This window comes from Lactococcus nasutitermitis (genome assembly GCF_018403765.1).
In the GTDB taxonomy this organism is placed as follows: domain Bacteria; phylum Bacillota; class Bacilli; order Lactobacillales; family Streptococcaceae; genus Lactococcus; species Lactococcus nasutitermitis.
The window spans coordinates 213,654-228,841 of record NZ_BOVQ01000005.1 but is presented as its reverse complement, the minus strand read 5'-3'; the positions used below and the strand labels follow the sequence as shown (position 1 = coordinate 228,841).

17 protein-coding genes and 1 other annotated feature are annotated in these 15,188 nt (G+C 35.6%); all 17 genes read right to left on the bottom strand.

The features are described from left to right. Positions 1-3: 3 nt before the first annotated feature. Positions 4-1,611, bottom strand: a complete 1,608-nt coding sequence (locus KJS36_RS07055) for an NAD(P)/FAD-dependent oxidoreductase (protein ID WP_213536070.1) — start codon at positions 1,609-1,611, stop codon at positions 4-6. Further along, on the bottom strand, positions 1,611-2,045 hold the full coding sequence (locus KJS36_RS07050; protein ID WP_213536068.1) for an ASCH domain-containing protein: 435 nt from the start codon (positions 2,043-2,045) through the stop codon (positions 1,611-1,613). The genes KJS36_RS07055 and KJS36_RS07050 overlap by 1 nt, the downstream gene beginning before the upstream one ends. Before the next feature lie 3 nt (positions 2,046-2,048). Further along, positions 2,049-3,413 (bottom strand): 23S rRNA (uracil(1939)-C(5))-methyltransferase RlmD, encoded by a 1,365-nt coding sequence (gene rlmD, locus KJS36_RS07045; RefSeq protein ID WP_213536066.1) that lies wholly within the window; start codon positions 3,411-3,413, stop codon positions 2,049-2,051. A gap of 78 nt (positions 3,414-3,491) precedes the next feature. Continuing rightward, positions 3,492-3,818, bottom strand: coding sequence for a divalent cation tolerance protein CutA (gene cutA, locus KJS36_RS07040; protein ID WP_213536063.1), 327 nt, complete (start codon positions 3,816-3,818; stop codon positions 3,492-3,494). Between the two features lie 103 nt (positions 3,819-3,921). Beyond that, entirely contained in the window at positions 3,922-4,704 is a 783-nt protein-coding gene (gene pnuC / locus KJS36_RS07035; protein ID WP_213536061.1) for a nicotinamide riboside transporter PnuC, read from the bottom strand. A gap of 19 nt (positions 4,705-4,723) precedes the next feature. After that, positions 4,724-5,854 (bottom strand): nicotinamide-nucleotide adenylyltransferase, encoded by a 1,131-nt coding sequence (locus KJS36_RS07030; protein WP_213536059.1) that lies wholly within the window; start codon positions 5,852-5,854, stop codon positions 4,724-4,726. Between the two features lie 73 nt (positions 5,855-5,927). Next, entirely contained in the window at positions 5,928-6,713 is a 786-nt protein-coding gene (locus KJS36_RS07025; protein WP_213536057.1) for an NUDIX domain-containing protein, read from the bottom strand. Positions 6,714-6,839: 126 nt separating this feature from the next. Then, positions 6,840-7,985, bottom strand: coding sequence for an amidohydrolase (locus KJS36_RS07020; RefSeq protein ID WP_213536055.1), 1,146 nt, complete (start codon positions 7,983-7,985; stop codon positions 6,840-6,842). Between the two features lie 11 nt (positions 7,986-7,996). Continuing rightward, a complete protein-coding gene (locus KJS36_RS07015) occupies positions 7,997-8,842 on the bottom strand; it encodes a transporter substrate-binding domain-containing protein (RefSeq protein ID WP_213536053.1) in 846 nt (281 codons plus the stop codon). 16 nt (positions 8,843-8,858) lie between these two features. After that, positions 8,859-9,296, bottom strand: coding sequence for a GNAT family N-acetyltransferase (locus tag KJS36_RS07010; protein ID WP_213536051.1), 438 nt, complete (start codon positions 9,294-9,296; stop codon positions 8,859-8,861). Positions 9,297-9,305: 9 nt separating this feature from the next. Next, positions 9,306-10,271 carry a glutathione S-transferase family protein gene (locus KJS36_RS07005; RefSeq protein WP_244842809.1) on the bottom strand — a complete coding sequence of 322 codons (966 nt, stop codon included), beginning with the start codon at positions 10,269-10,271 and terminating at the stop codon, positions 9,306-9,308. Positions 10,272-10,636: 365 nt separating this feature from the next. Beyond that, complete coding sequence (gene rplL / locus KJS36_RS07000) at positions 10,637-11,005, bottom strand: 50S ribosomal protein L7/L12 (protein ID WP_213536049.1); 369 nt, start codon at positions 11,003-11,005, stop codon at positions 10,637-10,639. A gap of 80 nt (positions 11,006-11,085) precedes the next feature. Beyond that, on the bottom strand, positions 11,086-11,595 hold the full coding sequence (rplJ, locus tag KJS36_RS06995) for a 50S ribosomal protein L10 (protein WP_213536046.1): 510 nt from the start codon (positions 11,593-11,595) through the stop codon (positions 11,086-11,088). Between the two features lie 30 nt (positions 11,596-11,625). Beyond that, positions 11,626-11,753: a sequence feature (ribosomal protein L10 leader region), on the bottom strand. A gap of 64 nt (positions 11,754-11,817) precedes the next feature. Beyond that, a complete protein-coding gene (gene rarD / locus KJS36_RS06990) occupies positions 11,818-12,720 on the bottom strand; it encodes an EamA family transporter RarD (protein WP_213536044.1) in 903 nt (300 codons plus the stop codon). Beyond that, complete coding sequence (locus KJS36_RS06985; protein ID WP_213536042.1) at positions 12,707-13,210, bottom strand: cysteine hydrolase family protein; 504 nt, start codon at positions 13,208-13,210, stop codon at positions 12,707-12,709. The genes rarD and KJS36_RS06985 overlap by 14 nt, the downstream gene beginning before the upstream one ends. Before the next feature lie 21 nt (positions 13,211-13,231). Continuing rightward, positions 13,232-13,876, bottom strand: a complete 645-nt coding sequence (locus KJS36_RS06980) for a deoxynucleoside kinase (protein WP_213536168.1) — start codon at positions 13,874-13,876, stop codon at positions 13,232-13,234. A 21-nt stretch (positions 13,877-13,897) separates the two neighbouring features. Further along, positions 13,898-15,178 (bottom strand): bifunctional folylpolyglutamate synthase/dihydrofolate synthase, encoded by a 1,281-nt coding sequence (locus tag KJS36_RS06975; protein WP_213536039.1) that lies wholly within the window; start codon positions 15,176-15,178, stop codon positions 13,898-13,900. Between the last annotated feature and the right edge of the window lie 10 nt (positions 15,179-15,188).

Genomic DNA, 15,188 nt, shown 5'->3' with positions numbered 1-15,188 from the left:
TCCTCAGTCCTCCAATTCAGGACGTGCAAATTCTGAAATCAAAGCCTCCGCACATTTCAAACCATCAATCGCCGCCGACACAATTCCACCAGCAAATCCAGCACCCTCACCACTCGGATATAAACCAGCAACCGTCAACGACTGAAAATTTTCCTCATCCCGATTTATCCGCACAGGAGAAGACGAACGAGATTCCACACCTGTCATCACAGCATCCGCCATCGCAAAACCATGCAACTTATGATCAAAGCCAATCAAAGCCTCCTGCATCGCCGAACTAATATAATCTGGAAATAACTTCCGCAAGTCTGTTGGTACAACTCCCAAAGCATAACTTGGCTTCACTGAAGCGAGTTCGCTTGAAGCCCGTCCAGCCAAGAAATCACCCACCAACTGCGCAGGCGCTTGATAAGTCGCACCGCCCAATTCAAAAGCCTTCTCCTCCAATTTTCGCTGAAATTCCACACCAGCCAAAGGATGCTCAGAAGGAAAATCCTCAGGAAAGACTTGCACCAAAAGCCCACTATTTGCATTTTGAGCATCACGTGCATGTTCACTCATCCCATTAGTAACCAAACGTCCAGTCTCAGAAGCTGCAGGCACGACAACTCCACCAGGACACATACAAAAAGTATAGACACCGCGCCCATTACTCGCCTTATATGTCAAACGGTATTCTGCCGCACCCAAACGTTTATGACCAGCAAATTCCTTATATTGCGCCTTATTGATGACCTCCTGTGGATGTTCAATCCGCACACCAACAGCAAAAGGCTTAGCCGTAATTTTCACACCTTTTTCATATAATGCAGAAAAAGTATCCCTTGCACTATGTCCAATCGCAAGAACAGCCTGTTTTGTCACTATTTTCTCGCCATTTTCCAGCACGAGCTCTTGCAACTGTCCATTTTCAATCACAAAATCACGAACTTGAGTATCAAAATACACTTCTCCACCCAATTCAATGATTTTCTCCCGAATATTTCTCACAATACCACGAAGCAAATCCGTCCCCACATGAGGATGCGCATGATACAAAATATCCTCTGGCGCACCAGCTGCAACAAACTCTTCCAGCACTTTTCGTCCACGCAAATCACGCACACGACTGGTTAATTTTCCATCAGAAAAAGTCCCAGCCCCACCTTCACCAAATTGCACATTTGAGCGCGGATTGAGCTTTCCTTCCGTCCAAAACTCGTTAATTGACGCAACACGATCTTCCACTTTTTGTCCACGTTCCAAGACAATCGGACGATAACCCATTTGAGCAAGTAGCAAAGCAGAAAACATACCAGCTGGTCCAAAGCCAATCACAACCGGACGTGTCGTCATCTTATTTTCACCCATTACAGGCTCTTTATAAGTCAAATCAGGTGCCAAAGCCAGATTAGAAATCTTTTTCTTCAAAAAGAATTCTTCATCTTTCACAGCAACATCTACTGTATAAATAAAGTTAATCTGCCCCTTATGACGCGCATCAATCGACTCCTTATAAATCCGATAATCCAGTAAATCAGCATCTTTAAGTCGCAATTTCTTTAAAATTAAACTCTTAATTTTCGTTATATCATCATCAATAGACAATTTTATTTGTGATATTCTTAACATTATTTTTCCTTATAAACTACTTCAAATTCTTCTGTCAACACTTCCATATCTGGCGAAAATAAATCAAATGCACGCCAAAATTCCTTATGAACGCGCCGCCAATAAGCCAAAGTTCTGTCTCCTTCCCCCTCTTTAAAAGCCTGTTCTTTACTTACTTCACTGAAAATCACACGTTCAACTTTGATATTCCTCAAAATTGCCACAGGATTTTCATCTCCATCAAGCAACAAATCCAACTTTCCATCCGCCGCAGGAAATTCTTCATCTTCTTCATAACCAGCAACTGCACTCGCCGTCGCCGTTTTTTTTCCTGCAAGTACCAGTTCAGCAAGTTCATCCGCCATTCCCTTGGAATCACCAAAAGCCCAACTTCCACGAAAATCTTCAGCTAAAAATCCTGCTTTTTCGATAAATTTTAATTCTTTCTCATTCATTTTTCATACTCTCTCAAATCTCGCCACCAATTCCACATGATGCGTTTGTGGAAATAAATCCACAGGTTGCACTTTTTTCAACAGATAACCACGTTCCTCAATCCGCACCACATCACGCGCAAAAGTGGCAGGATTACAAGAAATATAAATAATAGCTCGTGCAGACATTGCTGTTGCCGTCTCTATGAAAGAATCATCCAAACCTTTTCGCGGTGGGTCAACAAAGATAACATCAGCTTTTATCCCTGCATTTTTCCATTTTGGCATCACCATTTCCGCACTACCAACTTCATAATGTGCATTTTTCACACCATTCAATAGAGCATTATGTTTCGCGTTTTCAACCGCAGCAGGAACAACTTCCATTCCATAAATCTCAGCTACCTTATCACTCATGGCAAGCCCAATCGTTCCAATTCCAGAATAAGCATCAATCACTACATCTGATGATGATAATTCCGCGAAATCATAAGCGATAGTGTACAAATTTTCAGCTTGAGCAGTATTCACTTGATAAAAAGCAGCCGCAGAAATCTCAAATTTCTTTCCCAACATTGTATCTGTGATGAAATCCTCACCAAATAAAGTAAGAAATTTCTTTCCTAAAATAAAACTTCCCTCAGAACGATTGATATTCAACTGAACTGACTTTAATTCTGGAAAACTTTCCAGTAAATCACTCAGAAATTTTACCTTATCAAAAGGAATTTTATCAGAAGTCACAACCAAAGCCAACATCATCTCAGCAGAATGGAATCCTCGACGCACAACAATATTACGTAACCAACCTTGACGTTTTTTTTCATCATAAGCCGAAATTTTCAACACTCTAAACTTATCACGCAAAAACTTTATCAGCGCATCAATTTCAGGCGCCTGAATATAGAAATCTTCAATTGGAATCAAATCATGAGAATTTTTCCGATAAAAACCTGTTGTTAATTCTCCATTTATCATCCGAACAGGTACTTGTGCCTTATTACGATAAGCAACTGTTTCTTTAGCCCCCAAAGTCTCAGCCACAGGAAAATCAACTTTCCGAGCCGTTTTTTTCAACAATTCAACAACTTGTTGGCGCTTATAAATCAACTGCTCAGAATAAATCAAATGTCCCAAATCTGCAATCCCCGTCCGCAGATAATCAACATTAAGCCCTGAAACACGTTTATCCGTTGACTTTATCATCTCCTCCACGCGCCCAAAACCAAAGCTCTTTCCCACCTTCGTCACTCGCATTTTAATTTTTTCATCTGGCAAAGCATTATCAACAAAAAAAGTAAAACCATCAATCTTAACAACTCCCTGCCCCTCATGTGTTAAATCTATCACATCTGCTTCAAATACATCATTTTTTTTGAAATTTACCATGCCCCTATTTTATCATATTTTCTCGCATTTATCCGCCCCTCTTTCACAAAAAAATAAGCCCGAAAGTTCCAGACTTATTTAATCTTCAAATTCTCCCTCTAGCCAATCATCTACCCATTTTTCCGTTTCATTATCAATCTTTGCAGGAACAACCACGATTTCCGGTAAATCATGACTACTTAATTCTCTAATTTCAGCTTTTACACTAGCAAATTTCCTGCTGTATATCAGACATTCTAGCCTAAATTCGGCTAGATTTTCAAAGTTTTCATTCCAAACAAAACTACTTTTCACTTCCTGCAAATGAGCAAACGCAGCATAACGCTTTTTAACAAGATTATCCGCAACATTTTGTGCTTCTTCTTCACTAAAAAAAGTACTAATCACCAAACTAAATTTACTCATATCATCCTTCCTGACATCAAAATCACTCTTTTTAGTTTATTATATCACATACACAAAGTAAAGAAATATTTCTAAAACATAAAATTATTATTCAAAATACATATCATCCTAATTCAGTCGATAAAATATCATTATTATCAGATACCGAATCTTTCGTAAACCAAAGATAGGCACCATAGAAAGCATTGATAAGCATAGCAATTTGAAGAATAAACATTCCAAGTACAGAACTTCCCGTAGTCTGCAAAGTATTAAACCATATCACAACATTAATCATATCAATAAGTATCCAACCAATCCACTGACTACGATAACCATAAGTCATGAGTAATTGACTAATAATAGCAAGAGGAAGCAAAGAAGCATCTAAAAATATTTGTTGCCCTCCCAAATGATGACTTGTTAAAAGTACTATCCCATAGATTATCGCAAAAGCAATAACTGATAAAAGAGCTTTGGGCAATGTAATCTTCTTAGAAGTCACTTCATCTTTCTGCGTTTCAGACAAATCTTTTTGCCAAGCATAAATACCAATGAATTGCATCACGAGATAATAGCTCTGTGAAAACATATCACCAACCAAATGAGTTCGCATAGCAACCACAAACCAAAAGATAGTAGAAATTAATCCAAAAGTGTAGTTCGTCAGTCGTCCACGATTTACCAAAATCAAGTTAACAATCGTAATAAGCCCAACAATAAGTGACAGATTACTCATTGTATCAAAAGTCCCTGACAAAATATAAGCGACCACTTGTGAAGCAAGTAAAATCGTAAGCAAAAGATAATCTTTCCCTGTAAGTGTCGTCAATTCTTTTACAATCACTTTAGGATTAAAGCTATTTCTAATCCCTTCAATAAAGATAGTTAATTTTCTCGTGTTCATGTTATATGTCCTCATATTTCTATTTCAAATGTGCGATTGTTATATTCAATCGTGTACTTATTGCCTCAATAGCTTGTTTATAACGTAGATAAAATCCTTCTTGTGGCGTTTTTCCTTGTGCATCTAGTAAAACAATTTTATTTTCAAATCCATATTTTATGAAAAGCGCCATAAGTTTATTATGATATTCCTGACGACTCTCCTCCCATTCCATATTCCGAAAACCATCATCAATATAAACTGTCACCGGTGGAATAACCAAAATCAAGTCGAAACTCTCTTTAGCAATCGTAAGTTCAAATAAATCTTTTAATTGCTCATTTTCCACCTTAGAAAGATATAAATCCGCATAAGTCTGTGTCACAATAGCATCCGTATCAAAGAAAGTGATACCACTATTTGACGGACTACAAATTTCTCTATAATTCGCCGCACTCTGTCCCAAAATAAAGTTAGCATAGTCACTTACAGTGAGTTCCTCATCTGTAATATTAGCTTTTTCTTCATAAAGTCTCGCATATTCTTCAGAAAATGGAGCATTGAGAGAACGAGCCAAACGACGAACTAACGTTGATTTACCTGTGCTTGCAGAACCTGCAATTAAAACTTTTTTAGTAAAATGTCTCCGAAAAACGCGATTGATTTTATCCCAATGTTTCATCGGTTCCTGACGAATTTCGGTAGCAGAAATACTAATATCTTGCCGATTTTCTATTTCCACACTACAATTCTTCGGCAATAGCTTTTCAAGTTCACTCACATATTCAGCCTCACTGACATAGATAGTAAATGTGACACTCTCAAATTCTTCTACAATACTTTCCCTCATCACACCAATAAAAGCTTTGGTCCACTCCTTCCAACCCAGAGGATATTCTGGCATCCCATTTTCATTGAGCAAAGCCACACGCAAATTCAATTCATCATTATAAGCTTCTCGAAGATAACGAAATCTTTTTTCCAACGAAAGTCCTATCTTATCTCCTCTATCCCCATCAGAACCTGATACAACAAGCAAAGCACTATCATTAACCATCAAAGCTTTATAAATAAGCTGCTGATGTCCGATATGGAGAGGAGCAAATGTTCCAAAAACAACACCAATCTGCTTTCCCCTCAATTTTTGTTTACTAATATTTTTAGTTTCCATTATCCTCTCCTTTTTTTAAGTATATAATACTTTTATTTTTTTAAAAGTGAAACGAATGTCTCACACTCGTTTTTCATTTTCTAAGGCTTAATATTTTTTTAGGTCTTCCTGCACCTTTAGGATTTTTCTCAAACTTCCCTGTATCCATGAGAATAGGATTATTTTTCACATAAGTTTTTACAAAATTTCCCGTAGAATAATTTACAAATTTTTTATCAAAATTCTTCAAAACACCTAAAGCATCTGTTGAGAAAAAAGTATCTCCTAATACGTGCAAAATATCTGGCGTCACATCTAAACTGTCTTTAATACGTTTAAAAGTCGTTAAGATAATATCTTTATGGTCAAAAGCCAAATCATCAAGAGCAACATATCCTTCCGGATGTAAGAACTCAAGTTCACCATTACTATTTCTAGCAACAGTAAACCACCTTGCACTCCTCGCATCATCTCCTGCAAGAGGTAATACAAAAGGATAAAGAAAAGTTGCATGAGCAATAGAAATTATCCACTGCCTAGGGTCTCTATCAGGCTGAGTAAAAGCTCCAATTTGCCACATTTGATTATCTTCTACAATTTCAACTCCTGTTTCCTCTTTCGTTTCACGAAGTGCTGCTTCTTTTGCTGATTCATTAGGTTCTACGAATCCACCTATAAGTGCAAATTTTCCCTTAAATGGATGAGTTTTACGTTCTATTAGTAAAATTTTTAATTGATTATCACTCGGATCAAAACCAAATATAACATTATCTACTGCCATAGCAGGTTTATCATAAGTTTTCCAATCTTGTTTTTTATACCAAGCAAGGTATTCATCCTCACTTGCCTTTGTTTCGTAGTACTCTTTTTCGTTCTCCATGTTAAAAATATATCACATATTTATTTAAATGTCAATAAATAAGTATGTCATACTTTTATTTTTAAATTTCCTCAAATAAAAAAATCCAAACCATTTTTGTTTGGATTCTAAATAAAAATACTATTATCAATTAGGATTTTTCAAATGTTCTAATAATATCTCAGTCGTAGCAACATAATATTGAATAGCTATAAAAAGCGCTTCATCACTAACTATAAAATTACTTTGATGCCAAGCTGGTGCATTCTTTACTCCATTTGAACCAATAAATGCAAAAACTCCAGGTATAACTTTTTGAAAATTAGCAAAATCTTCCCCAGCTGTTGAAGGTTCCACCTCAATGACCGTCGCAATCGTTTGGCTTGCTTCTTTTACCCATTCTGTTAATTTTGCATCATTAAATGTTTCAGGAGGTCCAGCAATTAAATTTATCTCTACATCTACTTCAAAAGTAGCTGCTGTTTGTTTAACGATATCTACAAAACGTTTTCGTAACTTCTCACGGTTTTCTGCTGAAAAACTACGTAAAGTTCCTTCAAAAAAGCTCGTATCTGGTAAAACATTCCATGTATTTCCCGCTTCCATATGTGTAACACTCAAAACAGCTGCATCTAAAGGAGAAAAATTACGAGAAATAACGGATTGCAAATTTTGAATGATTGCACTAGTTGCCAATAAAACATCTGTTCCTGTATGAGGCTGCGCTGCGTGTGTCCCTTTTCCTTGAACTTTTACCTCAAACTGGTCAACAGCTGCCATAATTCCACCCGCCCGAAGTCCAATCGTTCCCACTGACAATGCTGGATGATTATGATAGCCAATAATTGCTTGCACATCTTGTAAATGTCCTGCATTTATTACTTTTTGAGCACCAATATGTGTTTCCTCAGCCGCTTGAAAAATCAATCTTACCAATCCCTGAAGATTTTCCTCCTTTTGCTTTAACTTGTAAGCAGCACCTAACAATGATGTTTGATGTAAATCATGACCACAAGCGTGCATTTTACCCTCATTAATAGAACTAAAAGCCAAATCCGTCTGTTCCAAAATAGGCAAAGCATCAATATCCGCACGTAAAGCTATTGTAGGCCCTTTCTTGGCATCTCCTATTTCAGCAATAATCCCTGTTTCCAATGATGTAGAAACAATTCTAATTCCCCAAGAAAGTAATTTTTCTTTCAAATATTGTGTAGTTTTAAATTCTTCACTTGACGTCTCAGGATGTGCATGAATGTAATGTCGAATAGCAATAAATTCCTTTTTAAACTCCATTTCCCTTTTCCTTATTTTTGAGCTTCATTCTCATCTGGAATATAATCTTTTCCATAATACTTTTCACTTAACTTCTTTAAAGTACCATCACTTCTCAATTTATCTAAAACTTTATTGACCTTTTCAGATAAATGTTTTCCATTTTCTGTTTTAGCGAAAATGAAATAACTATAAGCCGCGCGTGCTCTAATTGTACCTTCTGGTACTTCAATCACCTTCAAATTAAGTCCTTGGTCTTTAATCACTTGTCTTGCAATAATAAGACTTTCCAATTTAAAATCTATCTTACCGTTTTGAACATTTTCAAATTGTTTAGCAACATCTTCTTTGGTATAACTCAATTGAATTTTATGATTTGGATGTTGTTGATTATAATCTTCCTCGATCACAGAATAACTCACAGCAGGTTCTACAGTTGTTTTCCTACCAGCTAAATCATTAAAATCTTTTATTTTTGAGTTTTTAGGTACGATAATTCCCATTGGATTACTATAAAGTGCTTCTGAAAAAAGATAATTTTTATCTCGTTCCTTACTTTTCGCAAAAGAATTAGCGCCCATTTGATAGCGATTAGTATCTAATCCTGGAAGTATTGAAGGAAATTCAACTTTTTCAAAACTTACAGAATACTGAGGTAAGTTTTTAAAAACTGCTCGAGCTAAGTCAATATCAAATCCTTTAAGTTTCCCATTCTCTTCATAAGCATATGGCTTGGGATAAGCACCTGTTGCAATCACTATTTTTTGATGCGCCTTGGTGTGGCTCGTACCTTTTGCAGTGTTAGAACAAGCACTCAAACCAATCATTACAACAATGCTAAGTGCCACAAGTGCATAGGTCACTCCTCTTTTTTTCATTTTTCATTTCCCCTTTTTATTCATCAATAAACTTTTCTTGTAGCATCCATTCTTTCTCCTCAGGTAAAAACAAAACAAGTGCTGTATTCAACTGAGACATTCCGAGATTTTTGTACCAATCTACTGTCTTAGGATGCGTATAAAGTGTGACAATCATCCCTTCTAGTTGCTCAACTAGACTTTTAAATAATCTTTCTCCAATTCCCTGATGATGGTATGATTCAGCCAAAGCTAAATTATAAATTTCCGCATGAGCAACACCATCTGAAACTGCCCGAACAACTCCGATGAGTTTCTCATCTTCATCAAAAGCAAAAACACAACGATAACTATTAAAAAATGATTCCTTAATTTTTTCTTCTGATAGTTTAGTAAGACCATAGTAATGGAGCAATTCTGCTACTTCATGCCACTTTACCTCTGTCAAGTCACCGCTAAATCTTACGTTTTGCATCACTCTCTCCTAAATAAATTTTTCTGCTCGTCCACTAGCTTCTAGCCAAGCAGTAGTATCTGGTCCTTTAGGTAAAATCTTAATTTTTTCTTCATTGACATCAATATGTGTAGAAAGAAAATAGTGTTTTTTGATTGCTTCAAAGTCTGTTGTATCTCCAAATCCTGGTGTTTGATACAAATCACGGGCATATGCCCATAAATTGGGATAGTCAATAAGGCGACGTTTATTCACATGAAAAGAACCATAGTAAGCAACATCAAAGCGTGCAAGAGTGGTATAAAGACGAACGTCACTATCTGTTAACTGGCTACCATGAAGATAGCGTTGTTTACTCAAGCGTTCTTCCAGCCAATCCAAGCGCTTAAAAACATTATCATAGGCATCTTCGTAAGCTTCTTGTGAACGAGCAAAGCCTGCTTTATACACTCCATTATTGATATCGTGAAAAATAATATCGTTCAAATCACGTATTTCTTGTTCCAGATTTTCAGGGAATAAATCAGGCGCTCCTTTCTTATGAAATTTCTTCCAATCACGTTCAAAATAATAAGTAAGATTATGATAATCATTCTCAACAACTTTTTTAGTTTCAATATCTACCAAAGCCGGTACCGTAGGACGTTTTTGATAATCAGGATCTGCATTCTTATAAACTTCGCCAATATAATGAATACCTAATACTGGGTCAACATCTCCATCATCTAAAGTAAAAGTCCAATCAATATGGTCTAGTCTTGGCCGTAAAGGGTCTGCTGTCCCCAAACTAATTACTTTATCTAATCCTAAAATACTACGAACAATAACTGAACGATGTGCCCAAGGACAAACAGGCGCCCAAAGCAAGCGATATTTTCCTGCTTCTACAGGCAATTCTCCTTGACCTGTACCAAAAGTTGCTGTAAATTGATTATTTTGTCGCACAAAATACCCTTTTTTACCTATTTCAGCGTTATCCACACTCTTTACTCCCACTATATTTTCTCCTTACAAAATAGATTTTTAAATGATTTTTAAATATAATTTTATAACCATTTATACTAAATTATAACAATAAAAATAAAAATTCAAATTAAAAATTTTTTATATTGGCGATAGTTTTATTAATATTCAAACATTAACTCCCCATTTTTTATTATTATTACAATTATTCTATAACCTGATATAATGCATTGCTTTTTAATTCTTTAAGTTAAAAACAACAAACAAAAACCCCCACCAAACTAAAATTTGGTGGGGGTTGCGGGGGGAAATATAAATTTCCTAACCCATTTTACATCGCCTTAACTAACAAGAAAGACTTATAACATAGGTTTTCGTACTCAAATCAACTAAATTGATTATTTAAGTGTTACAGAAGCGCCAGCTTCTTCGAGTTTAGCTTTGAGTTCTTCAGCTTCTGCAGTAGCAACGCCTTCTTTGATTGGTGCTGGAGCGCCATCAACGAGAGCTTTAGCTTCTTTAAGTCCAAGACCTGTGATTTCACGAACGACTTTGATAACGCCAATTTTCTTGTCACCAGCTGATTCAAGGATAACGTCGAAGCTATCTTTAGCAGCACCAGCATCAGCTCCACCAGCAGCGGCAGCAGCTACAGGAGCAGCTGCAGTTACGTCAAATTTTTCTTCGATTGCTTTTACAAGTTCTGAAAGTTCAAGGATTGTTGCGCCTTCAAGTTCAGCAACAATGTTTTCAATGTTCAATGCCATTTTAATATTCTCCTATTAAGATTCTATTTTTTGCGTTAATCCGCCGATATAAATTTTGCTGTAAATTTTCTTTTGAAAAATTATGCAGCTGTTTCTTCTTTTTCTGCAACTGCTTTGACTGCAAGAGCCACATTGCGGATAGGTGCTTGAAGCACTGAGAGAAGCATAGAAAGAAGTCCATCGCGGCTTGGAAGAGCTGCGAGTGCTGCAATTTCTGCTTGTGAAGAAACTTTACCTTCGATGACGCCACCTTTAACTTCAAGTGCTTCTGCTGTTTTAGCAAAATCACTCAAAACTTTAGCAGGTGCTACAACATCTTCGTTTGAGAAAGCTACTGCTGAAGGACCAGAAAACTCCATTCCTTCGATACCAGCTTTTTCTGCTGCACGACGCAAGATTGAATTTTTTACTACTTTAAATTCAACACCTGCTTCACGCAAACTTTTACGAAGTTGTGTGTCTTGTTCAACTGTCAATCCACGTGAATCAGCTACAACAACTGATGCAGCATCAGAAAATTTCTTAGCATAAACATCAACTAATTCTGCTTTCTTGGCAACTGTTGCTTCGTTTACTTTGTAATCGCTCATTTTTTACCTCCATTTTATTTTGTTCGTAAAAATTTTAAATAAAAATCTCTACGACCAAAAGACATAGAGAGTTCAATCATTTTTAAAAATGTTTGCCCTCGGTAGGATGTTTATAGCTTTACGCTCCCTACTGTCTTCGGTCAGTTCTTTAAGAACTATTGTATAGTATAACAAAAAAATTTTTTTAATGCAAGAAAAAATGATATAAACAAATATTTTCACTTATCCATTTTTGGATTTTTCATATTTCTTCATAGATAAAAACTGTCCTATGCTAAAAATACTGATAGAAATTAAAATAAGTACTATGCTTTGCAGACTGCTGGTATTTAAACTTTCTCCCAATATAAAAATCGCAATTAACATTTGTAAGGTCGGATTGATATATTGCAAAAAGCCAACTGTTGCAAGATTTGCGTGTTTCAAACTTTCTGCAAAAAGCAATAAAGGAATTGCAGTAATAACTCCAGAAAAAATAAGATAAATAATTTCTGATAAAGTCATCACCTGATGTGGAGCAAAAAAAATCAGCCAAATAATAGCAAAAGGTGTAATCATTAAGGTTTCAAAAGTAATGGATACATCTGAAGAAAGAATAATATTTTTCTTGATGAGTCCGTAAAAACCAAATGAGAATGCTAAAATAAGTGCAATGAGAGGAAACTGTCCACTTTCAACCGTCATTAAAATAACGGCAATTAAAGCAAGAACAATCGCAAACAAAGCAAAACGGTCAATTTTTTCATGCAAAAATATAACAGCAAGAGCAATTGATAAAAGTGGCATGATATAATACCCAATAGATGCTTGTGTTGCTTCTCCAATTGAAATAGCATAGATATAAACAAGCCAGTTAATAGAAATTAGCACACTTGCTATAAAAGCACGTAAAAAATGTGATTTTTTCTTTGTTAAAGTTTTTATTTCTTTAGTAAGTTTTTGAAAATTTTGTGTTATAAAAAAATATAATAGCATTGTTATCAACGTTGATACCATGCGCCAGCTAAATACCACTCCAGAATTTACCTGTGCAAGAAGATGCCAATAAAGAGCTAAGCCTCCCCAAAGCAAGTATGCCAAAGTCGCTAATATTACTCCTAAATTTTTAGATTTAGTAAAACTCAATAAATCTCCCCTTCCATAAATGTTCCTCATAAAATTCAACGGTTTCTTTCGCTGTCATTTGTGCATTATCATAAGTAGAAGTGGCACCTGATTTCATATAGCATTTGTATCCCAGTCCATGTGCCATAACAACTGTTGTATTCACACAAAATTCGGTTTGCGCTCCGCAAAATTCAAGAGAAGTTACTTTTACTTCTTCTAAAAGCTCTTGCAAATTCGTCTTATAAAAACTGTTTGCGTGTGTTTTATCAATAAAGTTATCTTTTTCTATCTCAATATTTAATTCAGGAATCAGTTTCCAGTCTTGCGAATCTTTTTTCAACCACGGGTCGTTGTGCTGTACAAATATAATTTTTCTTCCTTGTGAGCGATACAAAGAAATACGCTGATTAACCAAGTTTATCAGCTGTTCCCGTCGATAAATTTCTTGTTCATTATCTAATAAAACACCATTTTGCATATCAATGACGATAAGTGCATCTACTAACATATTTTCGTTCCTTTTTGAATACTAGTTCAGCAAGTTTAGCTGGCGTAATTCTTCATCAATCTGTGCCAAAATATTTTCTAAATCTGCAGAGTTATTGACAAAATCAATACGGTCTCCATCAATCCTCAACTTTGGAGAAACATCATAATGTTTATACCAGTCTGGATACTCATCATGTACTTGACTATAATATGCTTTTAGTTCAGGCTGATTTTCAATTTGCTCAAAAGAACGTCCACGTTGGCTAATGCGAGAAAGCATCGTCTCAAAAGAAACGTCAATATATACTAATAAATCTGGACGTTTTTTCGGCATGCCATCGAGTTCTTCCAACATATTTCCAAGTAATTCCTTATAAATATCCAGTTCCGTTTTTGTGACATTTCCATTTTTATAGTTCAAAGTTAAAAATAACTCGTCTTCAAAAATAGAACGGTCCAACACATTATTATCTTCTCGATAAGCCATTTTTATTGACTCAAAACGTTTATTTAAAAAATAAATTTGCAATAAAAAAGCATATTTTTTTGGATCTTGGTAGTACAAATCAAGTACAGGATTATTATCTACAGCTTCATAAAAAACATCTGTTCCTAAATGTTCTCCTAAAGCCCTCGCAAGGCTTGATTTTCCAGCGCCAATAGTACCAGCTAAAACGATCAAAATTTTAATTTCCCCCTTATTATTCTAATTTTTCAGCATAAAGTCGCGGACTTGTGATGAGAAATAAAGAGAACCTGTAACTAGCAAAATTTCATCTTCTTTTAAACTTTTTCTCATTCTGACTAAAGCTAATTGCCAACTTGGTGCTAATTCTACATCATCATCTTCCAAATATCTAAAATCTTCTAAATGTAGTGCTTTAGGATAATCAAATGTTGTTAAAATCAAATGAGAATTTTCTATTGTTTGCAGCATTGTAATCATCTGCGAAATATCTTTTGTTGTAATTGCAGAAAAAATAATCGTAATTTTTTTTCCTGCAAATTCTTCCTTCAAATTTAGAAGCAACCGCTCCATTGCATGAACATTATGAGCGCCATCCAATAAAGTCAACGGTTTTTCAGCAATTTTTTCCATGCGAGCGGGCCAATAAGCCTCACGAATACCAGCACGAATTTGTTCTTCTGTCAGTGCAATTCCTACTTTTCTTGCGTAAACAAGGGATAATTCAATAGCCATAGCTGCATTTTCTGCTTGATGTAATCCTAAAAGAGATTTTTCGATATGTTCGATTTTATCACCATCAATAGAAAAACTAAAGCTTTCATTATCTTCTAAATCAATAGTGTAATCATGACGGAATTGAAAGAGACGTGCCATATTTTTTTTTGCGGTATCCCAAATAACATTAAAGGCTTCAGGAACGACATTCCCCGTAACTACAGGAATACCTGGTTTGATAATTCCAGCTTTTTGTGCTGCAATCTCCTCTAAAGTATTTCCCAAAATATCTACATGGTCTAAACCAATTGTCGTAATACCAGAAACAACTGGTGTAATAACGTTGGTACTATCAAGCAGTCCGCCCAAACCAACTTCAATTACCGCCAAATCAACTTTTTCATCGGCAAAATACTTAAATCCCATTGCTGTGATGATTTCAAATTCTGTAATTCCAGTTAATTTTTCATCTGCATCTAATTTTTCAACCAAAGGTTTTAATAAAGTAACGTAATAAATCAGTTTATCATCAGGCATTGGTTGAGCATTGATTGACATACGTTCCCCAAACTTTTCGATAAATGGGCTTGTAAAACTAGCCACTTTCAAACCGGCCTTCATAAAAATACTACGAGTAAAAGCAACGGTTGAGCCTTTCCCATTTGTTCCTGCAATATGAATCATTGACAATTCTTTTTCTGGATTTCCAAGGAGTTCTAATAGAGCTGTAACGCGTATCAGTCCTGGACGAATATTAAATTTTAAACGTGAATGTATCCATTCTAATGCTTCTTCAATCGTCATTTTTTCTCCA